At 41.4% G+C, this 24,883-nt stretch carries 26 protein-coding genes; 12 read left to right on the forward strand and 14 right to left on the reverse strand.

What is annotated here, in order from left to right:
- From ACFOWS_RS06705 to ACFOWS_RS06720, 4 genes are all read right to left on the reverse strand, one after another.
- Nucleotides 1–609 (reverse strand): FMN-binding negative transcriptional regulator, encoded by a 609-nt coding sequence (locus ACFOWS_RS06705; protein ID WP_379763169.1) that lies wholly within the window; start codon nt 607–609, stop codon nt 1–3.
- A gap of 160 nt (nt 610–769) precedes the next feature.
- Nucleotides 770–1,669 carry a DUF4382 domain-containing protein gene (locus ACFOWS_RS06710; protein ID WP_379763170.1) on the reverse strand — a complete coding sequence of 300 codons (900 nt, stop codon included), beginning with the start codon at nt 1,667–1,669 and terminating at the stop codon, nt 770–772.
- A gap of 149 nt (nt 1,670–1,818) precedes the next feature.
- The gene (locus tag ACFOWS_RS06715; RefSeq protein WP_379763171.1) at nt 1,819–2,661 is read right to left on the reverse strand and encodes a DUF4249 domain-containing protein; all 843 of its coding nucleotides are present in this window, start codon (nt 2,659–2,661) and stop codon (nt 1,819–1,821) included.
- 4 nt (nt 2,662–2,665) lie between these two features.
- Nucleotides 2,666–5,065 carry a TonB-dependent receptor gene (locus ACFOWS_RS06720; RefSeq protein ID WP_379763172.1) on the reverse strand — a complete coding sequence of 800 codons (2,400 nt, stop codon included), beginning with the start codon at nt 5,063–5,065 and terminating at the stop codon, nt 2,666–2,668.
- A 207-nt stretch (nt 5,066–5,272) separates the two neighbouring features.
- Between ACFOWS_RS06720 and ACFOWS_RS06725 the strand changes: the two genes are divergently transcribed.
- The 8 genes from ACFOWS_RS06725 to ACFOWS_RS06760 all read left to right on the forward strand — a co-directional run bounded on the left by ACFOWS_RS06725 (nt 5,273) and on the right by ACFOWS_RS06760 (nt 10,565).
- Nucleotides 5,273–6,382 carry a hypothetical protein gene (locus tag ACFOWS_RS06725; protein ID WP_379763173.1) on the forward strand — a complete coding sequence of 370 codons (1,110 nt, stop codon included), beginning with the start codon at nt 5,273–5,275 and terminating at the stop codon, nt 6,380–6,382.
- Nucleotides 6,383–6,633: 251 nt separating this feature from the next.
- Entirely contained in the window at nt 6,634–7,977 is a 1,344-nt protein-coding gene (locus ACFOWS_RS06730; RefSeq protein WP_379763174.1) for a 2TM domain-containing protein, read from the forward strand.
- Nucleotides 7,978–8,185: 208 nt separating this feature from the next.
- The gene (locus tag ACFOWS_RS06735; protein WP_366590028.1) at nt 8,186–8,464 is read left to right on the forward strand and encodes a 2TM domain-containing protein; all 279 of its coding nucleotides are present in this window, start codon (nt 8,186–8,188) and stop codon (nt 8,462–8,464) included.
- A 39-nt stretch (nt 8,465–8,503) separates the two neighbouring features.
- Entirely contained in the window at nt 8,504–8,806 is a 303-nt protein-coding gene (locus tag ACFOWS_RS06740) for a 2TM domain-containing protein (protein WP_366590026.1), read from the forward strand.
- Between the two features lie 2 nt (nt 8,807–8,808).
- Nucleotides 8,809–9,114: a 2TM domain-containing protein gene (locus tag ACFOWS_RS06745; RefSeq protein ID WP_366590024.1), complete on the forward strand. Its 306-nt coding sequence runs from the start codon at nt 8,809–8,811 to the stop codon at nt 9,112–9,114.
- Between the two features lie 9 nt (nt 9,115–9,123).
- On the forward strand, nt 9,124–9,459 hold the full coding sequence (locus ACFOWS_RS06750) for a 2TM domain-containing protein (RefSeq protein WP_379763175.1): 336 nt from the start codon (nt 9,124–9,126) through the stop codon (nt 9,457–9,459).
- A 2-nt stretch (nt 9,460–9,461) separates the two neighbouring features.
- Nucleotides 9,462–9,794 carry a 2TM domain-containing protein gene (locus ACFOWS_RS06755; RefSeq protein ID WP_379763176.1) on the forward strand — a complete coding sequence of 111 codons (333 nt, stop codon included), beginning with the start codon at nt 9,462–9,464 and terminating at the stop codon, nt 9,792–9,794.
- A 15-nt stretch (nt 9,795–9,809) separates the two neighbouring features.
- Nucleotides 9,810–10,565, forward strand: a complete 756-nt coding sequence (locus tag ACFOWS_RS06760; protein WP_379763177.1) for a LytR/AlgR family response regulator transcription factor — start codon at nt 9,810–9,812, stop codon at nt 10,563–10,565.
- Between the two features lie 90 nt (nt 10,566–10,655).
- On the opposite strand, the gene ACFOWS_RS06765 is transcribed toward ACFOWS_RS06760, so the two are convergent.
- The gene (locus tag ACFOWS_RS06765) at nt 10,656–11,846 is read right to left on the reverse strand and encodes an LETM1-related biofilm-associated protein (protein ID WP_379763178.1); all 1,191 of its coding nucleotides are present in this window, start codon (nt 11,844–11,846) and stop codon (nt 10,656–10,658) included.
- Between the two features lie 166 nt (nt 11,847–12,012).
- On the opposite strand from ACFOWS_RS06765, the gene ACFOWS_RS06770 reads away from it, so the two are divergent.
- From ACFOWS_RS06770 to ACFOWS_RS06780, 3 genes are all read left to right on the forward strand, one after another.
- On the forward strand, nt 12,013–12,705 hold the full coding sequence (locus ACFOWS_RS06770) for a DUF4331 family protein (RefSeq protein ID WP_379763179.1): 693 nt from the start codon (nt 12,013–12,015) through the stop codon (nt 12,703–12,705).
- 21 nt (nt 12,706–12,726) lie between these two features.
- The gene (locus ACFOWS_RS06775) at nt 12,727–13,473 is read left to right on the forward strand and encodes a hypothetical protein (protein ID WP_379763180.1); all 747 of its coding nucleotides are present in this window, start codon (nt 12,727–12,729) and stop codon (nt 13,471–13,473) included.
- A gap of 66 nt (nt 13,474–13,539) precedes the next feature.
- The gene (locus ACFOWS_RS06780; RefSeq protein ID WP_379763182.1) at nt 13,540–14,826 is read left to right on the forward strand and encodes a tetratricopeptide repeat protein; all 1,287 of its coding nucleotides are present in this window, start codon (nt 13,540–13,542) and stop codon (nt 14,824–14,826) included.
- Nucleotides 14,827–14,925: 99 nt separating this feature from the next.
- On the opposite strand, the gene ACFOWS_RS06785 is transcribed toward ACFOWS_RS06780, so the two are convergent.
- Nucleotides 14,926–15,471, reverse strand: a complete 546-nt coding sequence (locus ACFOWS_RS06785) for a mechanosensitive ion channel family protein (RefSeq protein ID WP_379763183.1) — start codon at nt 15,469–15,471, stop codon at nt 14,926–14,928.
- A 69-nt stretch (nt 15,472–15,540) separates the two neighbouring features.
- On the opposite strand from ACFOWS_RS06785, the gene ACFOWS_RS06790 reads away from it, so the two are divergent.
- Complete coding sequence (locus tag ACFOWS_RS06790; protein ID WP_379763185.1) at nt 15,541–16,521, forward strand: magnesium and cobalt transport protein CorA; 981 nt, start codon at nt 15,541–15,543, stop codon at nt 16,519–16,521.
- A gap of 35 nt (nt 16,522–16,556) precedes the next feature.
- Here the strand turns inward: ACFOWS_RS06790 and ACFOWS_RS06795 are convergent, their stop codons facing one another.
- The 8 genes from ACFOWS_RS06795 to ACFOWS_RS06830 form a co-directional block, all read right to left on the reverse strand.
- Entirely contained in the window at nt 16,557–17,351 is a 795-nt protein-coding gene (locus ACFOWS_RS06795) for an anti-sigma factor (protein ID WP_379763186.1), read from the reverse strand.
- 2 nt (nt 17,352–17,353) lie between these two features.
- Nucleotides 17,354–17,881, reverse strand: a complete 528-nt coding sequence (locus ACFOWS_RS06800) for an RNA polymerase sigma factor (protein ID WP_366589994.1) — start codon at nt 17,879–17,881, stop codon at nt 17,354–17,356.
- Between the two features lie 178 nt (nt 17,882–18,059).
- Nucleotides 18,060–18,359: a GNAT family N-acetyltransferase gene (locus ACFOWS_RS06805; RefSeq protein ID WP_366589992.1), complete on the reverse strand. Its 300-nt coding sequence runs from the start codon at nt 18,357–18,359 to the stop codon at nt 18,060–18,062.
- 1 nt (nt 18,360) lies between these two features.
- Complete coding sequence (locus ACFOWS_RS06810; RefSeq protein ID WP_366589990.1) at nt 18,361–18,579, reverse strand: (4Fe-4S)-binding protein; 219 nt, start codon at nt 18,577–18,579, stop codon at nt 18,361–18,363.
- A 63-nt stretch (nt 18,580–18,642) separates the two neighbouring features.
- Nucleotides 18,643–19,227: a superoxide dismutase family protein gene (locus ACFOWS_RS06815; protein ID WP_366589988.1), complete on the reverse strand. Its 585-nt coding sequence runs from the start codon at nt 19,225–19,227 to the stop codon at nt 18,643–18,645.
- Nucleotides 19,228–19,601: 374 nt separating this feature from the next.
- Nucleotides 19,602–20,312 carry a DUF2490 domain-containing protein gene (locus ACFOWS_RS06820; protein ID WP_379763187.1) on the reverse strand — a complete coding sequence of 237 codons (711 nt, stop codon included), beginning with the start codon at nt 20,310–20,312 and terminating at the stop codon, nt 19,602–19,604.
- On the reverse strand, nt 20,312–23,518 hold the full coding sequence (locus ACFOWS_RS06825) for a VPS10 domain-containing protein (protein WP_379763188.1): 3,207 nt from the start codon (nt 23,516–23,518) through the stop codon (nt 20,312–20,314). Before ACFOWS_RS06825 ends, ACFOWS_RS06820 begins: the two co-directional genes overlap by 1 nt.
- Before the next feature lie 73 nt (nt 23,519–23,591).
- On the reverse strand, nt 23,592–24,878 hold the full coding sequence (locus tag ACFOWS_RS06830; protein ID WP_379763189.1) for a metal-dependent hydrolase family protein: 1,287 nt from the start codon (nt 24,876–24,878) through the stop codon (nt 23,592–23,594).
- Nucleotides 24,879–24,883 lie beyond the last annotated feature (5 nt).

Below are 24,883 nucleotides of genomic sequence, written 5' to 3' on the forward strand. Positions count from 1 at the left end.
TTACGGTTTTCTATGCTTCATTTCTAAGGCTATTGATTTACTACCTGAATCCCGTTCTTCGAGTTCCGAAATGATTTTGGCATGGTCCTCGGTTCTAGTTTGGGAAAGTTTGTAGGTGGCCTGAATGTCGCTTATCTCAATTTGAAACCCAACCACTCCTTTCACTTGTCGTAATGTTTTGGGCGACATATTTTTAAGGGAAATAGGGTGTTTTGAGCCCTGTTCGTACTTCTCCACCAGTTTGTGCATAGAGGCCAAGGTTTCTTCTTCCGATAAGATTTGTAGCTTTCCATACACATGAACGGCAATATAGTTCCAGGTAGGAACTTCCTCTTCCTTGTACCACGAAGAAGAGATATAGCTGTGGGGTCCATTGAAAATACAAAGTACCTCTTGGTTTTCTGAAAAGTGTTTCCATTGCGGATTTGCTTTCGCAATATGTCCCACTAGAATGTCTTTACCGTCATCAGTTTTATCCAGTTCCAGCGGAATATGGGTGGCCCAAGGTTTACTATCAACCGTATTGATTAAGATGCCAAAACTGTTGTTGACCAAGAATTCCTTTATTTCGGAAAGGTTTTCATTCTTATAATGTTGAGGTGTGTACATGAAATATTTGGTGGAGGTAAATTGTTATTCTGATTATAATTCCCATTGGGGCACTAAAAATAACGCAAATTGAATTCAATAAACCGATGAATAAAGAAATATTATGATAAAAAAAGCGGGATGTTGATCCCGCTTTTTCTTATATGTCAATAAAGGTTTTTTATTCCTCAACCACTTCAGTTTCGGCTTCCAAAACAAAATCCAGCTCGGTTTTGTTCGCTGCTACAATATCTACCTCTACAATTTCACTGTCCAGATAACCGTTCAAGGAAGCATAAACTTTATAGGTTCCAGCATCAAGTCCCATAATGGTATAATTTCCATCAATATTGCTAACACCAGAGGTTACGGGCTCGTCATCAGCGTCCAATATGGAGATTTGTGCATCTTCCAAAACAACCATTTCTTCTCCGTCCATGGTGGTTACCGTCCCACTTAGGGTTCCTGCTGTGGAAAGGTTACAGGCTTTGATCACAGGTTTAAAATTGAACCCGTTGATACCATCCACAGAATTTAAGTTTCCTTTAGGAACAAAGGAACGGCTGACATCAAAGTCCAACAATAAATCGCTGGACAGTCCACCTGCCACTGTCAATCCTGGCTTAATGAAGACTTTGATTCCAGTCTGTTCTCCACTGGGGACTGTTAAATCAAAACTGCGGTCATCTGTAAGGACCACGTTTATACCTCTTACATATACTCGGACCAAATCATATGTACCGACAGGCACTTCCAAATCGGCCAACTCCTCGGTGACACCATTGGTAAGGTCCAAAAGATTTACGGATATTTCTTCTTCCATTAAGGTCACAAAGGAAGATTCATCAGTATTACCATCCATTTCTTCATCTTCGCCTTCATTGTCTTTTAATCTCGCATCTACTTTAAAGATGGTAACATTGGCTTCGGCAACCATATCAAAAGGAAAGGGGGCATCTGTAAGTTGAACGGTCATTCTTCCAGTTGTACTAGCGGGATTTCCGTTGCTTTCATCTTCAGAGCACCCTATGAATGCCAAAAAAGCAAGGGTTACCGCGTAAAAAAAGTGTTTAGTTCTCATAAATCGGGGTTTTATTTATAATTAGCTTCTAAACTAGATACGAGGAAAACTTGGCTAAAAAATGGTAAATCCCCTCGATTTTCGATGAAATGCATAAATTTTTAACATTTTTCACTCATAAAGGGTAGATGTTTTAAAAGAACCATTACTTATTCAAAAGTATACTGGGTCTTTATGGTCTCCGTGACCCGAAAATACCCGTAAGCAATATTTTCGGGGTCATCCATATTCACACAATTGCCTACCAATGGAACAGGTGTGGGACTAAAAGGATTTCCCGCAAATTCATATTGGTCCACCAATAGGCGAAGATAGTCGTGGTATTGTTCCGATATGCCATAAAGGGCAATATCAACTGTGTCTCCTGATTGAAATTCCGCATTACCATCGTCCTCGTCGGCTAATTTTTCATAGTAGATAGTGAATTCATTCCCATCAATAAATTCATCTTTGATGTAATACAGCTCTGGAAAGAGATCAGCATCACTCTGGAAGCGTAAAAAGTAATAGTTCTCTACTCCGGCGGGATCTTCAAAGGTTACGTTCACTTCCAGGGCATCTTCATCATCCCCATTTTCAGTGGACTGGAACACATCAACAATATTGCTGACTGGGACCAAGGTCTCGGTAGCCGTATAGCGTTCATTATTATAAATGACCTCCAATAAATAGGTATCACCCAGAACAGGAATAAAACTGGAGGTAGTATATTGACCGTTGCTTTGATCCTCAAAAACAAATTCAGCGCCTGTATCGGTATTGGTTACCCGAACCGATGCTCCCAAGACGGGAGCTATCTTCTGTTCTGCAAAATAAGGGGTTGAGGTGCTCAACAGAATAGTTTGATTAGTTCCAGTAGTACCCCTTTCCCAATCCAAGGAAGCTTCAATGGTAAGTCTGGGTGGCGCCTCGGGCACATCAACTTCAATGACATCGGTACAGGAAGCAATCGAGAGCAAAAGAAAAATATATAGGATATAAAATGGTTTCATCACTTTAGAATTTAAAATTATAGGTTACAGAGGGCACAATGCCAAAAATGGCGGTTCGGGTGGCTTCGTTGGCACCGGTCTCCAAATTTTGACCAAAGGAGATGGAGGCCGCATTTTTTCGATTGAAGACATTATAAATGCCGAAGACCCATTCACCTTTCCATCTTTTCTCAGGCCTTCGGTTAGGTCGATAGGTGGCAGAAACATCCAACCGGTGATACGCTGGCAATCGGTCTGCATTGCGTTGCGAATAACTGGCAATGGAAATCCCTTCATACTGGTATTGGCCATTGGGGTACGTTACGGGCCGACCTGTTTGGTAGATGGCGTTGGCGCCAAAACTCCATTTCTCATTCAACTGATAGGCTCCTGTTATGGAAATGTCGTGTGTACGATCATACGGTGTGCTGTACCAATCCCCATCATTAATTCCGGGTCCACCTGCTTTGCCTCCTGGAGTACGCTGCTCAGATTTGGCCAAGGTATAGGCGACCCATCCTGTAAATGCGCCTTCATTTTTACGAAGCAACACTTCCAAACCATAGGCTCGGGATTCTCCGGAGAGTATTTCGCGTTCAATCGTGTTGTTGCCAATTAGGTCAGAGCCGTCAATGTAATCAATCCGGTTATCGACTGTTTTATAGAAAGTTTCCACTTCCATGGAATACGTTTTATCCTTAAAATTTCTGAAATACCCCAAAGCATATTGGTCAGAGAGCTGTGGTTTGATGTATTTACCACTGGGCGTCCAAACATCAATGGGGGTCACGGCAGTGGTGTTGGAGAGTAGATGGATATACTGGGCGGCGCGTGAATATCCCGCTTTCACTGAAGAGAACTCATTAAGTTGGTACGCCAAGGAAACCCGTGGCTCAAAATTGCTGAAGGTTTCAATGCTTTCACTTTTTGAGTACACCGTCTCACCAATAGGGTCCTGTCTTTCGTAAATGCGGAGGGTGCTATTGTACACCAATGGGCGATCATCCAAATAGTCATTCAATGGTTGTCCTCCCATACGATTAAAATGGCTGAACCGAATACCATATTGAGCGGTTAGGTTATCGGTGAGCTTATGCTCTGCATTGATATAGGCAGCACTTTCAAGGGCTCTTTTCTTATCCAACTGTAATTCATTGATGGCAGAGTTTGGTCCTGTGGGCTTTATCTGCCCTGGATCAAACTCATACTTTATGGTGCTTACTCCAAAATCCAATTTAAAGGCATCGTTGAAATAATACTTCAGATCATACTTGATGTTATAGTTTTTGATGGAGGACACCCAATCAAACTCAAAATCGTTGATGTTGAGTTCGTAGTCGTAATTGCTGTAAATCAGTGATAGGTTGGAAAAAAGACGATCATTGAAAATATGGTTCCACCTTAGGTTTCCTGATGCGTTACCATAACTACTGCTGAAGGAACCCCCTATATCAAAAAGGTCACGCCCAAAATAGCCAGATAAATAAAGGCGATTATTTTTGTTGAGGTTGTAGTTGGTCTTTAAATTGAGGTCATAAAAATTGGCGCTATTGTCTTCGCCAGCCAATTTTAAGAAAAGATGGGCATAGGAGCCCCTTCCGGCAATCAAAAAGGAACCACGTTCATTGAACATAGGACCTTCAAGTGCCAGTCTACTGGAAATGGTCCCGATACCTCCGGTCATTTCAAAATTTTTGCTGTTCCCGTCTTTTTGTCGAACGTCCAAAACAGAGGAGACTCGACCACCGAATCTAGCTGGGATACCGCCTTTGTATAGTTTGAGGTCTTTTACCGCATCGGCATTAAAAACCGAAAAGAAACCCAAAAGGTGGGAGGTGTTATAGATGATGGCCTCATCCAGTAAAACCAAATTCTGGTCCACCGCACCGCCACGTACATGAAATCCGCTGGAGCCTTCCCCATTACTGGTAACCCCAGGGAGAATCTGTAACGACTTAATGATATCTACTTCACCCAAGACCACGGGCATCTGTTTTACCGTCTTAATATTGAGTTTGGATACACTCATCTCGGGTTTACGGAGAACAGCCCGTTCGGGTTCTTCTGCAGTGACCTCAACTTCATCCAATTGCGTGGAAAACTCCACCAGTTCCATATCCAAAGTCATATTCTGGTCCAAAACCACTTGTTTGCGCACCTCATTAAAGCCCATATAAGAAAAGATAAGGGTATAGGAACCCGGTGGTGCGCTTATGGAATAGAAGCCATATTCATTGGTGATTGCACCGATATCAGTTCCCTGCAAAAAAATGGAAGTACCAAAAAGCGTCTCCCCATTGCTTTGGTCGGTGACTTTCCCACTAATGGTAAAATTGTTCTGGGCCTGTAAGAATGATGTGCCCAATAGAAGGCTTAGGACCAAGCCCCAATGGGCAGTCCTGTTCCCTTTCTTTTTTTGTTTCATTTGATGATTTGATTTAAGAATTAGGTATTCGTTTTTTGATGTATTCGTCTTAATGACAAATCAAATGATAGAGGGTTGCATTTGGATCAAAAAAAAAATGACATGGGAAAAAGCCTGTTCGTTTGGGCAGAGACGTTGTTCGTCTAAGTTTCAGAGGGGCGACGAAAAAGATTCCCTAAATTTCCTTCAACATATAATTACAAACCAATGAAAAGATTCCTTTTAGTGATGGCTTTGGTGCTATCCTTGACAGCATGTACAGAGAAAAACAAAATTCCGGTTTACGCTTGGATTGGCGGTCCGGGTGAGGCAACCGATCAAGAATTAACGGAACAATTTTCAGATTTGAAAGAGAAAGGTGTGGATGGGTTGATGTACAATGGAGGCCATGATCCACAAACCTATAAGCGTGTTGGCAAGTTGGTGAAAGAAGCCGGGATGGAGTTCCATACTTGGATTCCTACCATGGTGCAGGGTGAGAATCCCAAGTTAAAGAAGGAATGGTACGCCATCAACGGAAAAGGGGAATCAGCTTTTGATAAGCCGGCTTATGTACCTCATTACACTTTTTTGTGTCCTAGCAAGGAAGGGGTATATGACTTTTTGGCCGATCTCTATGGTGGCGTAGCTGAAATAGATGAGGTGGATGGCATCCATCTGGATTACATCCGTTTTCCTGATGTTATTCTGGCCCGAGGACTTTGGGACAAATATGGTTTGGTCATGGATCGTGAATATCCGCAATTTGATTACTGCTATTGCGATGATTGCACATCAGCCTTTGAAGACAAAACAGGGATTGATATCAATGAAGCGGAAGACCCTGCCGAGGTTCCAGAATGGAAACAATTCCGATACGATCTTATTACCAATATGGTGAACCGTTTGGCAGATGTGGTGCATTCCAAAGGAAAAAAGATAAATGCCGCTGTTTTTCCAGGCCCCTCCATAGCCAAAAAATTAGTAAGACAGGAATGGGGCAAATGGAATCTTGACGCCATCTATCCAATGAACTATAACGATTTTTATTTAGAAGGTCCAGAATGGGTAGGGGAAATGGTAAATGAAGAAGTGGCTACGGCGAAAAACGGAACTCCGGTCTACAGTGGTCTGTTCATTTGTCCTAAGCCAGAGAAAAAGGGAAGTGAAAAAGACCCAGAGAACCATGGGTTGCTTCCTGAAGAGATTGGTGAGGCTATCAAAGGCTCCATGGAGAACGGCGCAACGGGAATTTGTTTGTTCACCCCGGGGAGAATGACTGAAGCCCATTGGAAAGCCTTTGATGAGGCTATTCATAAAGCGTATGAGGTTAAATAGTAAATAGTTTAATTTTCAAGTTTTGGCCCGGCAGCTATTTGGTTGTCGGGCTTTTTTGTTTACAGTTCGTCCGGTAAAATCCACAATTCGGTACTTCTTTCTTTTCAAAAGCCTTTTTTCTGAGCACTTTTGGAGCATCAATCAAGAAATCATCAGTCAAGACAATGAAAAGGGCGTTAAAACTTTTTGCTAATTTTAGCAATGATACGCCCTTTTTGATGTAAATAGAGGGAGTGTTAATGATACCGGGAATGGACAAGACGATTAAATATATAGGCAAGCTACTGTCAGTTGCTATACTCGTAGGCCTTGTATTGGCCATCATCTTTATTGGGCTGGAAGCCCTTTCGGGAAAAGACGTGGCCTTTGATTCCAACCTTATGCGTGAGGTGGGATATTACATTTTCTACTCCATTGTACTTACGTTTTTGAACAGTTTCTATTATGACTATGTGAATCAAAAAGTAACATGGAAACGATATGCCAAATATCGGCTGGTGATTAGTGCTCTTGGGGGTGTTCTGGTTACCATGCTGGGGATTTTATGGATAAGAATTGTTGTGGGATTGGGTTTTGAGGGAAAGGACTGGGATACCTTCGTAGCGGGTGAGGAACCTGCATTCTATGTGGTGGCACTGTTAATTACCATGGTGGTCTCGGTATTTTTCCATGCTGTCTATTTCTATAAAAATTGGCAAGAAAAACGGGTAAAAGAGCAAAAAATCATTGCAGGCACCGCTTCGGCTAGGTTTGATGCGCTTAAGAACCAACTGGATCCCCATTTTTTATTCAATAGCTTAAATGTACTTACCAGTCTTATTGAAGAGGACCCAGACCAAGCCCAACGGTTCACTACTTCGCTGTCTAAAGTGTACCGGTATGTTCTGGAGCAGAAGAACAAGGATTTGGTCACTGTTGATGAAGAGCTCAATTTTGCACGAACTTATGTGCGACTTCTAAAAATGCGGTTTGAGGATAGTATCATTTTTGAAATTCCGGAAAATTGCTCCCTCCCAGATGCCAAGATTGTTCCACTTTCCTTACAATTACTGTTGGAAAATGCGGTGAAGCATAACGTAGTCACTGCATCTAAACCCTTGCACATTAAAGTCTATGAGCAAGATGGAATGTTAGTGGTGAGCAACAATCTTCAGGAAAAGCAAGTGGTGAAGAAAAGCAGTGGAGTAGGACTGCAAAACATTAAACAGCGCTACAATATCTTAACAGATCGCGAGGTGGTCATCGAAAAATCTACGTTGGATTTTCGTGTGGCGCTGCCTATGCTCACCCAGCAAGTATCATCAGCGGTTAGCCAGAAGAGTTATATTGAGGAAAAGCGCTACGCTAAAGCCAGGGAACATGTAAAGGCCATTAAAGAATTCTACAGCAATTTGATAGCCTATTGCATAGTAATTCCATTTTTATGGTGGATCAATTTTAAGACCACGGATTTTCTCTGGGCATTCTTCCCAACCATAGGTTGGGGTTTTGGAGTATTGGCACACGGTATGGAAGCTTTTGGGTACAACCCGTTGTGGGGCAAACGTTGGCAGGAACGAAAGATTCAGGAGCTTATGGACAATGAGGATTTTTGATTTTTCAGACTAAAGACTAAAGACTAAAGACTAAAGACTAGAGACTAGAGACCCACCTTTAACCCTTCACTATTGACCCAACTCCCTTAATCCTTAACCCGCCAACACAATTCATCCCTTAAATTCAACAGTTCACGAAACTACTTTTCCCCATGCACTATCATATTCCGAATTTTGAGTTGTAATCAAAAAACAAAATCCGGACACCATGAAAAGTGCAGACGAAATAAGATATAGTAAAGCAAAGAATAAGGTTGAAAGAATCAAATCCTTTTATTCGAGCTTGTTGGCCTATTGCGTTATCATCCCAATTTTGGCATACCTAAACTACAGGACCACCAGTTTTCCTTGGGTGGTGTTTCCAGCCGTAGGCTGGGGAATTGGACTTGTATTTCTTTGGATGTGTGCCAGAGGGTACAATCCCATTCTAGGTAAAGATTGGGAGGAGCGAAAAATCCAAGAACTAATGAACGACGAAAAATTTTAACAATACTTATATTTAAGTGTTCTATCAAAACCAGAAGACATGGAAAATTTAGATAAAGAAAGCAAATACATGAGAGCGAAGGAGCGGGTTGATGTACTTAAAAAATTCTACGCCAACCTGTGGTCTTATATACTGGTGATATCTGCCTTGGCATTGATCAATTACCTTACCAATGGATTTAGCTATATGTGGTTTCTATGGGCTGCATTTGGTTGGGGCATAGGCGTCTTTTTTCATGCCGTAGGTACTTTTAACTTAAATCCTTTCTTTGGGAAAGGTTGGGAGGAAAGAAAGATAAAGGAGTTTATGAAAGAAGATGAAGAAGCAAAAAAATGGAGGTAATCATGGAAAATTTGGAACAAGACAAATACAAAAGAGCCAAAAAACGGGTTGAGGAAATAAAAGGTTTCTACATTCATTTGGCCATTTATACGGTAATCAATGCATTTATTTTGGTGAACATATACCTTCATTCCGATTACTTTTGGCAATGGCCCCACTTTATTACTCCTTTCGCTTGGGGTATTGGTCTAGCGATGCACGGAGCAAAGGTATTTGGGTACAATCTGGTTTTTGGAAAAAACTGGGAAGAGCGTCAAATCCAAAAATATATTGACAAAGACAAGAAAGACGCAGATAAGTACGTGTAGAAATTGGATATGGAGAATCTAGAGAACAATAAATACAACAGAGCTTCGCAGCGGGTCAAGGAACTAAAGGATTTTTTCAGGCATTTAATGATTTTTTTCGCCGTAAACATCGTTTTGTATCTATTTAGATTTGGGGTGTTGCAGCCCTACCTGCCAGATGAATTTCAACTAAAACCTTACTATTTTACATGGGTGGACATCCATTTGTTGATTTGGTTGGTTATTTTGGCGGTGCATACGGTCTATTTATTCCGATATAAGTTCACCTTTTTGAGAAAATGGGAGGAGCGCCAAATCCAAAAATATATGCAGAAAGACGAAGAGGAATTGAAAAAATACAAATAGCCATGAAAAAGGAACCTATCACATACGAAAGGGCCAAAAAACGTATTTCACAATTAAAGGCTTTTTACTCACACATGGCACTTTTCGTTGTGCTTAGCACTATCATTATCATCATTAAAACAAGGATGTTGAATTTTATTGTGCAGCATACCCAAATTGCGGATGATCATTTTATGGAGTGGTTGGATTGGAATATTTTATCCATTCCCATTATATGGGGCGCTGTCTTGTTGGTTCATGGAATCTATGTTTTTGGGTTACAGTTTTTAAAAAAATGGGAAGCAAGACAGGTTCAAAAATTTTTAGAGAACGAAGAAAGCACTTTCCGTAATTAATAAATTCTACTTGTAATGAATGTAATCATCATAGAGGATGAAAAACCAGCCGCAAGACGATTAAGCAGATTGTTGGCAGAACTGGGCGTAGAAGTGTCTACCATGTTGCACTCCGTGGACGAATCCATAGAGTGGTTCCAAAACAACCCACAGCCTGATCTTATTTTTTTGGACATTCAATTGTCAGATGGTCTATCCTTTGAAATTTTTGATGTTGTCGATGTAAAAAGTGCGATTATTTTCACTACCGCTTTTGACGAATATGCACTCCAGGCATTCAAGCTAAATAGCATTGATTATTTACTGAAACCCATCGATGATGAGGACCTTGAAAAGGCTGTTAAAAAATACCGAAATTTTAAACCGGAAAACCAGAAAATATCGGTCGATTTTAATGACATTAAAAAGCTCTTGGTGGACCCCTTGGATCGTGAGTACAAAAAAAGATTTACGGTGAAAGTGGGGCAGCATCTAAAAATTGTAAATGCAGATGATGTTGAATGTTTTTATTCCGAAAACAAGGGCACCTATGCGGCAACTTCGGAGGGAAGAAATTATTTGTTGGATACTACTTTGGAGCAGTTGGAGGAGGAGCTTTCCCCAAAGGTCTTTTTTCGGGTGAGCCGAAAGTATTTTGTAAACATTAGTCATATAAATGACATTATTTCCTACACTAATTCTAGGCTTCAAATTAAGATGAAGTGCTATAATGAACAAGAAATCATCGTGAGTCGGGAGCGGGTAAAAGACTTCAAGCTTTGGTTAGAATAAACATATTTAATGACCTGAAAACCAAATAATAGTATGATTTTAAAATCTACTATAAATTTTTCTTATAGTGAGTTTTTTGGTTAAAAAAGGCTAATCTTCATCAATACGGTTATCATCAAAGGCGGATGGTAACAATTTTGGAATCAATTTGATAAAAATAGGCAATAAAACAGCTCCGCCCGGTAGCATAAATATGGCTAGGGAGGGGATACTTTTAAAAATATCCACCAATTGATTTTGAACTTTTTTCTTCTCTTTCGGGCTTAAATCTTTGACGGTGGATTTGGATAAGAGTGCCAAAAGTTCTCGGCTTTCCATAAGCTCCTTTTTGAGTCTTTTGCTATTTCTGAGAATAAGTTTACTTACATTTTTAGACATACCCTCATAGAACTGGGCAGCTAAATTTTTATCATTTAAATAAGCAATTTTGTCCTTATTGTTATCAAAGAATTTCTTTACAAAATTGAGCTCGGATTGCACCTCTTTTTCTGACTTGCCAAGGTCTTTTCCAAGACCGAAAATATAATCAGATTCGGTGTAGTCCAACGACTTGTCTTCCCAGATGGTCAAGCAGGCCATATCCAAAAAATAATCTTTTTCAATTTTGGTGAAATTTTTGCTGAACAAGTCACGATAGCTACCATCAAATTTGGCTTCATCTAAATCAACATAGGTTAGGGAAGAGGCTAAAAGCTGTAACAATTTAGCATCTTTTTCATGGGTCTCTTTTGAGTTTAGGGCATGATATGCAATATTAATGGTAACATATTCCAACAGCTGGGCATGCTCCATCATGGGTATTTTATTTTGTAGATACACCCTAAAAATGAGCACATCAACATAAAGCAAGGAATTGGTTAGGCTATTTCCAAAGGCGCGATTGAATGCATTCCCTCCCAAATAGATTCTGGAATCAATCAGTTTTTCCAATTGCGATTCCGTTTTGGAGCCACTCAAAATTTTACTGATAAAGGAAATTCGCCCTACTTCCAAGGCCTGATAATACTCGAAAATGGTATTGACGAATTCGGTAAAATTCGAATCTTTCTTTTCAAATTGAAAGGTAAAATAGAGTGCTGTGAGCAAATTGATTTTGGCAATTTCATCTTCACTGAGGGTATGCTCCACTTCTATAAAAGGAGCTATATCCAGATGTACCCCATACACGAAACCATTCCTTTTAAGCTCTTGGTACAAGCTCTCGAAATCAGAATAAATTTTGGTTTCCTTATCAACAAGGTGCCCAAACTTGTTGATCCATCCAGAAGCTGAAGGGTTCATTGTATCTTATTTGCAGGTCAAAGTAAAGCAAATTATGGGACTTTTTGTGAACGAAAGGCAAAAGCGATATTATCGTTCCATTAAGAATTTTTTAACATTTTAAAACCAAACCGCTCTTTAGAAGGTTCCGTAGGTAGGGGTGTAGGAATCATTTAAAACAGATAAAATGAAAAAAACAACAAAGATTGCAATGGGATTGGGCGTATTGGCGCTTACAGTCATTGCATTGGTATCAGCAGATCACATTGATGCGCCCTCGGCGGCAGGATCCACAGCGGACATAGCCGATTTTTATGCCTTTGAGCCCAGTGAGGGCTCAGACAATACGGTATTTGTGGTGGATGTACAATCTGATGTGCTTCCCGAACTGGCCTATGGCTCTTTCGATGAGGATGTACTCACCGAACTCAACATAGATTTAGATGGTGATTTGGTAGAAGACTTGGTGATTCAAGCTATCGCAAGAGATGGTAGAATGTACTTTTTTGGACCAATCGCGCCAGATCAAACCGGATTGAACAGTCAAGTACTTGTGGATTATCCATTGGGAGATGTGGAAATTTCAGGTTCAACTCCAATAGTGGAGACCACATCAGACGGAGTATCATTATTTGCAGGCCCTAGACAGGACCCTTTCTTTTTTGATTTTTTCCAGTTCAATGCGGTAATCTCTCCTGAAACAGATTCAGCTCCAGGTGGATTTCTTCCTCCAGAAGAGGCAGCTGACACTTTTGATGGTGCAAATACCCTATCCATCATAGTAGAAATCCCCAATAGTATGTTAGGTACGCCTACAGCTACCAACGCTTTGGGACTTTCGGTGTACAAAACTTGGGTGACCACAAACAGAAAGCAATAAACCTCTAAAAAATAAAATAACATGAGACTAAAACATATAACATATTTAATGGCCTTGATGCTAACCTTAGGTTTGGCAACAGGATGCAGCAATGATGATGGAACTCCAGATGGCATGGGCATGGATGATGACATGATGATGGATGACGATGACATGATGATGGACGATGATGACATGATGGGCATCGATTTTACTGGAACCTATGCCCAGGTTGATCATTTGGGTCGCCCGGGAATCAATACTACCCTTAGCTTTGATATGGAAGGTGAGCCCAGCGTAAAAGATGCGCACAACACCACCATTCCATCAGAGATGGGAACTACTTTTCAGGCTGGTTTTCAAGCCAGATTGGAACAGTATCATGATGTTTACGCCCTAAAATTAGGACTTGACCCTGCGGACGTCAATTATGAAAACAATATTCTGGGATTGGATGCAGCCACGCTCACCACAGTTTTGGCGGCCGATGTTTTGGAAGTAGCTCCAGATTTACCCACTACATACTTTGATCCAGGTACAGATTTTGACAATGACGGCAGAATCTTGGTACCAGATGGTGATGAAGTGGCCCTTACTGGTAGACATCCCAACGATGACATTATCGACGTCTCGCTCATATTGTTCTTCGGTGGAGCAGAGGGTGACCGGTTTAGCGGTCAGGATTTGGATGATGATGGAATGGCAGATTTGCCAAGACTTACCTCAGATGGGGTTGGACTTACAGCAAACATTTCTACAACTTTCCCATATTTGGGAGATCCTGAGTAATTGCTATGAAAGGGAGTGGGGAGAGGCTTGTCCTCTCCCTTTTTTAAAACAACAACATATAGTATTATGAACACACTAAAATTAAAATACACACTACTTTTTTTGATGACAATTGTTTTGTTGTCATGTAAACAAGAAGTGGGGTTTAAAACCAATCATGAAGATTATGATCGCTATTTGGCGGCTGAACCCGTAAAGACGACCTCGAAATATTATGAACTATGGGACTCCAAGATTAAATCAGATAGCTTGCAGTTGTTGAGCTTGGGTAACGTAGCCAGTGAGTACAATAGGTTTTTTCAGGGAACTGGGGATATCAAATACTTAAAGATGGCAGAGCAATCACTGCAAAAGGCAGTAGATATTGCAGCCGTGGGAAAAGCTGGATATTATAGGGCCTTGGCACGAAACTACATTTCCCAGCATCGATTCAAGGAAGCCTTACAATTAGCTGAAAAGGCCAGGGAAATGGGAAGTGGGGTCAAGGATACCCAAGCCCTCTTTTTTGATGTGCACATGGAACTGGGCAACTATGAGAAAGCCCATGCCTATTTGGACAGTATTGGCAACATGTCAGACTTTGGATATTTAATACGGTTGGCAAAATGGAACGATCACAAAGGTGATTTGGATACCGCCATCCGTTTCATGGAAAAAGCGGCAGCAAAAGCAGAATCCTCCAAAAATAAGAGTATGCTCCTGTGGTCATATACCAACTTAGCTGATTTTTACGGTCATGCTGGTCGTATAGAAGACTCATATCAACTATACCTGAGGGCTTTGCAGTTAGACCCTCAAAATGCATATGCAAAGAAGGGAATCGCTTGGATTGTGTACTCCCATGAGCGTAATGGGGAAGAAGCTTTGCGGATTTTGGATTCAACTCTCATGAAACACCAGTCCCCAGATTATTATTTGCTGAAAGCAGAGATTGCAGAATTTATAGGCAACGAAGTGCTAAAGCTTGAGGCATTGGACAATTACTACAAGAAGGTACAACGAAAAGGTTATGGCGATATGTACAATGCGTACAACGTAGATTTTTACATTGATATGGAGGTACATGAAAAGGCAATGAAATTGGCCAAAAAGGAAGTTGAAAACAGACCTACTCCAGAATCCTATGGGCTATTGGCATACAGTTACTTTGCAAAAGGTGAAAAAGAAAAAGCACTGGAGATAGTTGAAAAGCACATCGCCGGAAAAACATTTGAGCCGGGGATACTTTCCAAAGCTGCCGAAATCTATAAAGCGAATGGCAAACATGATAAGGTAAAGGAATTGAAACAAGAATTGGTAGGTGCCATCTATGAGTTGGGGCCGGTAATGGAACCCGAAATTTTAAGATTATAAAACCAATAGCATTCTAGATTGTTGAAAACAAAGCGGTGGTTCATGCTATTGCTTGGTTGTTGTTTTGGGTACGCCATGGTTTTCCGTGGCGTATCTCATTTAATCTTCGAAAGTTTTTTCTGAATTTTCTTCCTCCTCGTCATCATGCTGAAGAATTTCTATTCCCTTTTGAATGACCAAATTGGTGGGGATAGTAATCCTACGTCCATCATCAGTCCGCATAAAAAGATAAAAGCCACTGATGTCCTCCACTTTTCCGGTCCAGTCAAAATCCTTATCCTGTACCCGTATGCGGTCTCCCAGTCGTAATGGGTGGCTAAAAAACAAGATCACACTGGCCGTTAAATTGGAAAGAATGGACCATTGTGCCACAAATCCTATGCCCACAAAAGCAAGGATAGAAGAAAGAAAAAGGGAAAATTCCTGTAAGTCTACGCCCCAAATCAAAGAAATTCCAACCAAAGCCATTCCATAGAACAAAAGGTTGCTCAGATAAAAAATAATCTTTCTACTGTTCATATCAATGGAACTGGTCCTGCCAAATCTTCGTATGGCCCTTTTGCTGAGTGTGTTAATGCCTATGATGACCATTAATAAAATTACGGTCACCAAAATCTCGGTTTTAAAGGACATTAGGTCTATCATTGGGAATACTTGGTAAATTTGAATTAACTTATACTCTAAACTACAAAGAACGTATTTACTTTTACTATAATGGCAACAGATTTCGAAAATAATACATGGGTCATTAACTATTCTTTTGACAACTATTACAACAAGAAGTTTTCTTTGGACGATGACAGTACGCTTTCCAAAAAGGATAAGACCATTACGTGGATTAACACGTACGGACTCGATTACATGGATGAATTCAGGTCTATGGTGATCAGCAATGAGTTGGATGATTTTTTGCTTCGACTGTTCGCCAATCAAAACTTGGGCAACAAGGTAATTGAATTGGAGGAACAGCTCTTTATCGCCGTTCGCATACTAAAAACAGAAAACCACAATTTGGAATCAGAGCAGATGTTCTTTGTGGTCGGCAAAGATTTTATATGGTGCATTCAAGAGAAATGGGGCGACCATTTTGACTGGATTCGAAACCGAATCTTTGAAAACAAGGGCATTATCCGTAAAAAACGGGCCGATTACTTACTCTACTTTATTTTAGAGACCATAATTTCTAATTACAAGGAGAAATACGAAGAGATTGTTCTCATGGAGAATATGTTGGACAGGGCCACCCAATTGGAGCCCACTCCTGAGTTTATGTTTGAAGTGGAACAGAACAAGGCCATGATTCATCAATTCAAGAAAGCGTCACATGGTCTTAGAGATATTGCAGTGCGATTGGAGCGTGTTGAGGTAAAGGGGTTTCATACAAAGTATTTTAGTGAAATTAGGGAGCAGGTCAATGGATTGACTAATGATATTGATTCGGACATCCAAGAACTGGAAAGCCAGATAAATCTCTTTTTCAGTATTCAGGGACACCGATTGAACGAGGTAATGAAAACGTTGACCATCTTCTCGGTAATCTTTATACCCCTCACTTTTATGGCCGGTATCTATGGAATGAACTTTGAAAATATTCCAGAATTAAAATGGCACTATGGCTATTTTATCCTTTTAGGGTTAATGTTGGTGGTCACCTTGTTTTCCATTATTATTTTCAAAAGGAAAAAATGGTTCTGAAAAAGCTAGGTACATAGTTCTTAACTAAATATACACTATGCCCCCACGGCGCCCAAAGTGTACAATTGCTCTAGGGTAGGGGTCTCGCTTCCACCTTCGGGTTCCAAAGTAATTCCAAATGCCTCGGAAGCATTTGGGTTTTCCAGCGTATATAACTTAGTATCATCCGATGCCAAATCATCCAGTAATCCTAAACTGGTAGGGGTCAAAGGTTCCAACTTTAAGGACCAGACTTGGTAAGTGAATCCTGGTGGTGGGTCTGGCAGCCCTTGGGCATCTATGATGACCTTCTGTTCTTCTCGGTTCCAATAGGCTTTTGCATAGGAGTTTGGAGAGACGGTTTGGCCACCAAGTGCCACTACGGTAACATTTCTATCCCGAAGTTCCTGTAACAAATTTTCTTTATCGGCAACCTCATCACGGGTGTTGGAAATAGTTTCCTCTAGGCTTTCTATTTCCTGATTGGTGATTTCAATCTCAGATTTCAAGCTGGTGTTCTGCAGATACATCCAAAGTGTGCCCGCGGCAAACAAAACGGCAGCGGCCCAACCCAAATAACTGCCCCAGGGTGTTTTCTTTTCAGATGATGCAGGCATAAATGGAATCACATCATCCAATTCAGCCTTAATTTTTGAAAAAGCATTTTCGGGCATTTTCGGTGAGGCTGCCTTAGTAAGTTTCAGCATGGCAGCTTCTATGGCCTCGATCTCCTTTTTTATTTCAGGATATTCAATGGCATAATGCTGCACCTCCAAGTTTTGCTCGGGACTCAATGCCCCTGCCACGTAGAGTTCCAAAATTCCGGATGCTATGTACTTTTCTACTTCCATTCTTATGCCATGTTTTTCCGTATTTCGGAAATACAGCTTCGTATTCGTGTTTTAATGGTGCCAATTGGAGTTTTCAATTCCTTGGCGGCCTCTTTTTGGGTATACCCTTTAAAATAAAGCATATCAATTAAAAGAATACACTTGTCCTTTAGCCCTTTGAGCAAGGACTGAAGCCCAATAGTATCAATTTTCCCATTTAGGTCTTCGCTATTTTCATAAATACCTACGAGAGAATCAACAGCTAGGTTTTTCTTTTGGTTTTTATGGGATTTTGAACGCAGTTCATCGATCGCAGTATTGCGCGCAATATTCAATATCCAAGTAAAAAATCGGCCTTTGGAGGCATCATATTGGTCAGACTTGCTCCAAACCTTCATAAACACATCCTGACAAAGTTCTTGTGAACGTTCTGGGTCTTTGAGGATTACGTTGATGACCCCACAAATATTTTCCGCATACATATTGTACAACGTCTCAAACGCGACCTTATCCTTCTCTTGAAATTGTTGTATGAGGTTGTCTAGATGCATAGCAATTGAGCTAAAGATATAAAAAATAGAGTTGCTTCTTGATTTTTATGGGTTTGGGACAAAAGAATGAAAGGAGATGTCTTTTGGCATTGTGATTCTTGATTTTAATAGGGTTGCAATGGCATGCAGTGAGTAGGCCATGCGTAACCTTAAAAAATAGAAAAGTTCACATTGCGAATCACTCGATATTGATTCCCTTCATCACCAATTCTTTCCATTGGGGATGTCGTTTTAAATAAACTGCTACAAATGGACATAAGGGAATCAAGGTCCAATCCTGTGCTTTAATATGCTCCAAAGTCTGTTTGATCAATTCGGAACCAATGCCCTTGCCTTCATAAGAAGCTGGGACTTCGGTATGGGTTAGGTAGATTTTTTCTTTGGCTTTGATGTATTCAATCTTTGCGATGGCGTCGCCCAAATCAAATTGAAATTGTTTGGCATCTACATTATCAACCAGTTTATATTGCTTTTCCATACTACTGTATCCGGTTTTCAGTATAACTCAATGCTCCAGAGGGACATTTGGACACCTGTTCCTTTAATTCCTCGGTAGTGGCATTTTCAACCTTTATCCAAGGCCGTTCCTTAGGGTTGTAGACCTTTGGGAGCATTTTTACACAAATGCCTGCGTGCTCGCAAAGTTCAGGCTTCCAGATTACACTGATTTCATCATTGGAATAACTCTTCTCTTTCATAAAATCCGTTTTGGGGTAAGTGAAAACTAAAAAGCTGCCCTTTCGGACAGCTTTCAATACTATTTATTGAATGATTCCAGTACAGGAAATCCGGGCGCCAGCGGCACCACTGGGCTGTGAGGTAAAATCATCCACACCTTGGTGAACAATTACGGCTTTGCCCAGAATATTCTTGGTCTCGTCATCACAGCCAATGCACCACTCGTCAGTTTTAAACTCAACAGTGGCATTTCCATCCGCATCCGCAGTGAAATTACCAATATCTCCTTTATGATACCCTTCTTCAGCCCCCCATTTACCATGCGGTTGGAAAGTTGGGTTCCAGTGTCCACCGGTAGAAGTACCATCCGCTGCGGAACAATCTGCTTTTTCGTGAAGGTGGATAGCGTGTTCGCCTTCGGAAAGGCCTGAAAAAACGGCTTTCATTGCTACTTCCCCATCTCCGGTGAAAGTAACCTCTCCACTAACTCCACTATCGCTTTTGGGTTCCATTGTAAAGGTAATGACCGTTGGCTCTGCTTTTTCAGCCATTTGGTCAACAGCTTCCTCTATCTCTTCGGAAGTTTCTTCCGCTTCTTTTTTTGCTTGCTTACAGCTAAAGGCAGTAACCAAAACCAGCCCAAGTGCAAGTGCTTGTAATTTTTTCATCGTAAGTATTTTTAGGTTTAATCTAAGGTACTTAATATTTGGAGTGATGTCAATAATTTAGACCATCAATCCAACTTTTTGATTTTTATTTATGACCATACGATTTTTTGAGTTGAATCGTTATTAAAATATATCCAGTTTCTATAACCCTAAAGCACAATAAATTGACGCATTTAGCCTCAAACTATATCAACTTTATGATTTATTGCAAAAAGCGAAAATCTTTTTGTAAAGGCTACCGTCGGTTAAAACAAAATAAATTAAAGGGGTATATCAATCAAAAGGATTACGTAAAGTCTTTACGTAAAATATACAATGCCACCATTGAGTTGGAATTGGATTATTTTGATATCCGTCACATGCGACTTTAAAATTTAGTCACTATCCCCGTTGTTCTTTTTGAAGAGCCCCCTTAAATCAGGATTATAAAAGAGCCCGATTTGAAATCGGTCATAAACGGCATTGGTAAATTGATTTCGCAAATACCCCACTTGAACACTACTGTTCCCCGATATGTTTATGCCAAGAGCACCATAAAGTCGATTTTGACCGAACAGGTCATCCTGCAGATTAATGAACAACTCGTCATAAAAATTCAAGAAAAACGTATCGGTCAAAGGCAAGGTCAGTTGAATACGGTAACGCGCTCGGTGCTGGGTATCTGTGGCATCACCGAAATCGAGGAAGCGCTGTTCCAATCGGTAACGATGCTCAAAGAGAAATTCCCATACCTTGTTTTTTAGAATAAACTGCTGAAAAATCCGGTGTTCCTTACTATTGACTTCATCGGGAAATTCCTCAAATGTGCCATCCGTTGAAATAAAGGCATACCCTCCAGTGGCAATGGCATTGGGATTGATATGGTAATTAAGTCCGGTTCTGAGTAAGAGTTGGTTAAAATTGCTGGCGGTCTTATAATACCGAAACTGTGCCTCGGTGTGAATACTGAACCGTTCCGCAATTTTGTTGGCGCCAAAGTACATATACCAAGCTCCCATTTCATCTTCTCCATTGTTTTGTGCATTTCCAATGGTAACAATCAACACGACCAAAAGGGTCGTTACACTTTTTGATATTCTATTCATTAATCTAAACTAAAGGTTTCGGTTTCTTTGAAAGGGGACAAATCCAATGATTCCATGGACTCCCGGTAGGGCTTCCATTTCTCACTAAAAAACAAATTAGTTTTGGCCAAGGCATTTTTTAGTTCCTGTTCAGCAAACTCCACTAATCTAGTTTCTGTACTGGTAATCCCTGTTTTTCTTGAATTAACGTAGGATTCCGCTGTATTTAAACGCAACACAACCGAAGGTTCTGGGTTTCGGGTAATGCCTTGGCGTTTGTCCTCTTTTCCAAGATACAGAGCAATCACAGAATCGATTTGTTGGGCTATGGTTTTGGAAGCCTCAATCTGTTCTTTGAATTTTTCTTTGTCCAAGTTTTTAAGTTCTTTTTGATACTTTTCAGCCAGATTTTTGCTTTCCACCAACTGCTCAACGGCATCTGCGGCGGTTTGGGTGTGCTTTTCCAACCGTTTGCCCAAAGCGTACACTTCATTGATCGATGCCATTGAGGTGTTTAACCTAGGGTCTGTTTTAACGGTTATTGAAGTGGAGTCAGATGTTTCCCCATAGTTGATTTTTACTTTATAAGTGCCTGGTTTTACATTGATTCCTCCAGACTCTGTTTTGCTTTTTGAGATGGTCCGTGATGGCGAATTGGGACCTTTTTCATCCAAATTCCAATACACCCTATGAAAACCAGGCTTTTCAGGGGTCTTGTATTTTAGGGTTCGAATCAATCTATCCCTATCGTAAAATTCAAAGAAGATGGAATCTTTGGTTTTTTCCTTGGATTTTTCTTCCGTTTTGGAGGCTTCATCACCTTCCTCTTTCTTCTCAGGTTCTGCGTCTTTTTTGTTTCCTTCTTTCAAGTAATAGGTAATCATAGCACCAGAATCCCTGTTCTCCCCATTGTAGAGGGCATCACCTCCAAAGCGACTTCCTGTGGGCTGTTGATAGGAGGCCAAATAGGCATCGGGACTTTTAAAAAGAGCTACCTCTTTTTGCAAGAGACTGGGGTTGCCGGCTAATTCACGAAGTGGGCGTATATCATCCAGTACCCAAGCAGCCCTTCCGAAAGTTCCTATGACCAAATCCTGTTCTCTGGGATGAATGGCCAAATCCTTGGTGGATACCGTTGGGAAGTCTTTGTTCCATTTTTGCCATTGAATTCCAGCATCCAAAGAAACATAAAGGCCATCGTCCGTTCCCAAAAACATCAAATTTGGATTTTCTGGGTCTTCTATGATTGAAAGGGTATAGCTCTCCACATCATTTTGGTCAACAATTCGGGTCCATGTCTTTCCATAATCTTTGGTTCGAAAGGCGTAGGGTGTATAATTAAACCTTCGGTAATCATTGGCGATCAACAAGGCTTCGCCCTTATTGTTATGGGATGCTTTGATCTGAGGTATCCAGCTGCCTTTTGGCAAACCTTTTATGTTATTGGTTACCTCGGTCCATGAAGCTCCACCATTTTGGGTATAATGTACGCGGCCATCATCGGTTCCTACCCATAGCATATCCTTTTCAACCAAGGAAGGTTCAATGACAATGATGGTGCAATGATTTTCAGCTCCAGTGGCATCCATGGTGAGCCCACCGCTTTCACTTTGTTTTTGTTTTTCAGGGTTATTAGTCGTTAAATCTGGAGAAATCACTTCCCAAGTCAGACCTTTGTCGGTTGATTTATGTACAAACTGACTTCCAAAATAGACCGTACTGTTGTCAAAAGGGTCTTGTCCAATGGCCGCATTCCAGTTGAAGCGAAGCATGGTATCCGGGTCTGGCGGGGTAGGCCGCACGGTGTAGTTGTTCCCTGTTATCCAATCGTATCGGCTAACATAACCTTGCTGGCTCATGGCATAGCCAAATTGACTATCATCCAGGTCGGGAACTACATCAAAACCATCGCCAAAGGCAATTTCTTGCCAATAGCTGTTTCGTATACCCTGCGCTTTCCAGACGTACGCAGGTCCGCGCCAAGAACCATTGTCTTGCATGCCACCATACACATTGTACGGAAATTCGTTGTCGGTACTGATATGATAAAATTGAGCCACCGGTAAATTCCCAATAAAACGCCAAGTTTTGCCACCATTTTTGGTAATGTTGAGCCCACCATCGTTCCCATCCAACATAAATTGACCATTTTCGGGGTGAATCCACCACGCGTGATGGTCTGGGTGGACACCGTTGCTTACAACATAAGCTGGCATTAACTGGGTAAAGTTTTTACCACCATCCTCAGAGACGTTAATGTAGGTGAAAACCGAGTAGACTCTATTTTCATTTTGGGGGTCAACATATATTTCGGAATAATAAAAGGGACGGTTGCCGATATCATTCTTATCATTGATTTTCTCCCATTTAAATCCACCGTCGGTTGATTTGTAAAGGGCATTTTTCTTTGCTTCAACCAAAGCGTAGACAATATTGGGTTGGTTCCGGGTGATGGCGACACCAATTCGTCCCAGCTCACCTTTGGGCAATCCGTCTTCTTCGGTAATTTTTTTCCAGCTAGTACCACCATCATGGGTCATGTACAATCCGCTACCTTCTCCACCGGATTTAAAGAACCATGGGTCGCGTTTGTGTTCCCACATGGCCGCAATTAATTTATTGGGATTGGTAGAATCCATGACCAAATCGGCCACCCCTGTTCTGTTGTTCACGAACAATACCTTTTCCCAGGTCTTTCCACCATCTGTGGTCTTAAAAACACCGCGTTCTGGGTGTTCACCCCATGGTGAACCGATAGCACCCACATAAACCACATCTGGATTGGTGGGGTCTATAAGGACCCGATGGATGTGTCGGGTTTTTTCCAATCCCATGGATGTCCAGGTTTTACCACCATCCAAGGATTTGTAGACACCGTATCCACCATTGAGACTATTTCTGGGATTGCCTTCACCCGTTCCCACCCAAATAACGGAGGGATTGGATTGTTGAATAGCCACAGCTCCAATGGAGGCAGTTACTTCATTGTCAAAAATAGGTTCCCATTTAACGCCACCAGATGTGGATTTCCACAATCCTCCAGAAGCAGTACCCACATACATGACGTCTGGGTTGCTATGAAGTACATCAATGGCGGTAACACGCCCGCTCATTCCGGCAGGACCGATGTTTCTGGGTTTTAGGTCTTGGAGCAAGTCCATTGAAAATTCTTGGGAAAATAGGGATACCGATGCGAGAAGCATCAGTAAGAAAAGAGGCTTTTTCATTCTAAGAGTTAATTAGTCGCCTAAAGATACCAAAAACCGAAAGTGGATTTCTTAAAGGGATGTTAATGGAAGTCTATTCGTCCTTGTAGATGACTCCGTCTTTCATGACAAATTTCACCTTTCGCATTTGCGCGATATTCTCGATGGGATTTCCCTCCACAGCGATGATATCAGCCTTGAATTCTGGTTGAATCCTTCCCAAATCATTTAGATGAAATATGCGGGCATTTACCGAAGTTGCAGATTGCAAAACGTTTAGGGGTTGCATACCATACGATACCATGAGTTCCATTTCCCTATAATTTTCGCCATGGGTGAACACCCCGACATCGCCACCAAAAGCAATATCCACTCCAGATTCCAGGGCCAATTTGAAGGATTTTTTCTTCTGCACGATTCTATCAGGGTCGGACCCTTTGCCTTTCAACCATCCTTTATATTGTTCAATGGCATCACCCGCAGCAAGAGTGGGACAGAGGGCCACATTGTGCTCTTTCATCAGTTTGAAAATTTCTAAGGTTCCGCCATCACCGTGCTCAATGGTTTCCACTCCACCCAACGTGGCTCGTTTCATTCCCTCTGGGGTACTGGCGTGGGCTACCACATATCTACCTGCGGTTGTGGCAGCAGCGACCATAGCATCAATTTCTTTTTGTAAAAAAGTAGCTTGTGAAGGTTCATCCTTGCCCCAACGGTAATCGGCATAGATTTTAATGAGGTTGGCGCCACCACCCATCTGATTGCGGACTTCCTTAATCGCTTCTGCCTCGCCACTGACCGGAATTGCTCCAAGCGGCACGGTGACACCTTCGTGAAACCCTTTTGGACCATAGGCTCCTGTGGCCACAATGGCAGGTCCGGCAACCAATAATCGGGGACCGGGAATGATTCCGTCATCAATGGTTTTTTTGATGTACACATCGGTATAGCCAGCACCTTCTGAACCTAAATCCCGCATGGTGGTTACCCCGGCCATGAGTGATTTTTTGGCATGAACGGTTGCTCGCACAGCCCTTTCTGCTGAGGATTCCTTTAGAACTTGATCGTTCCATTCCGTTTCATTGTAGGGATGGAGAAGAATATGCGAGTGCCCTTCAATAATGCCCGGTAATAGCGTCATACCCTTTAACTCTTTTCGTTGATAGGCATTGACACGTTTTAGACCAGTTTCTGGTCCTGCATAGACAATTTTGTTTTCATTTACGGCCACTATCCAGTCGGAATGGATTTCTTCCCCATCAAAAACACGGTCAGGCACCAATATATATTGAGCGTTACTGAGAACACCCCAAAAAAACAGCAGGATAAAACCCCAATATTTGATATGATTCGGTTTTTTCTGAAGGGTTTGGTCTGACATAACTT

Source organism: Flagellimonas marina (assembly GCF_042651185.1).
Classification (GTDB): Bacteria; Bacteroidota; Bacteroidia; order Flavobacteriales; family Flavobacteriaceae; genus Flagellimonas; species Flagellimonas marina.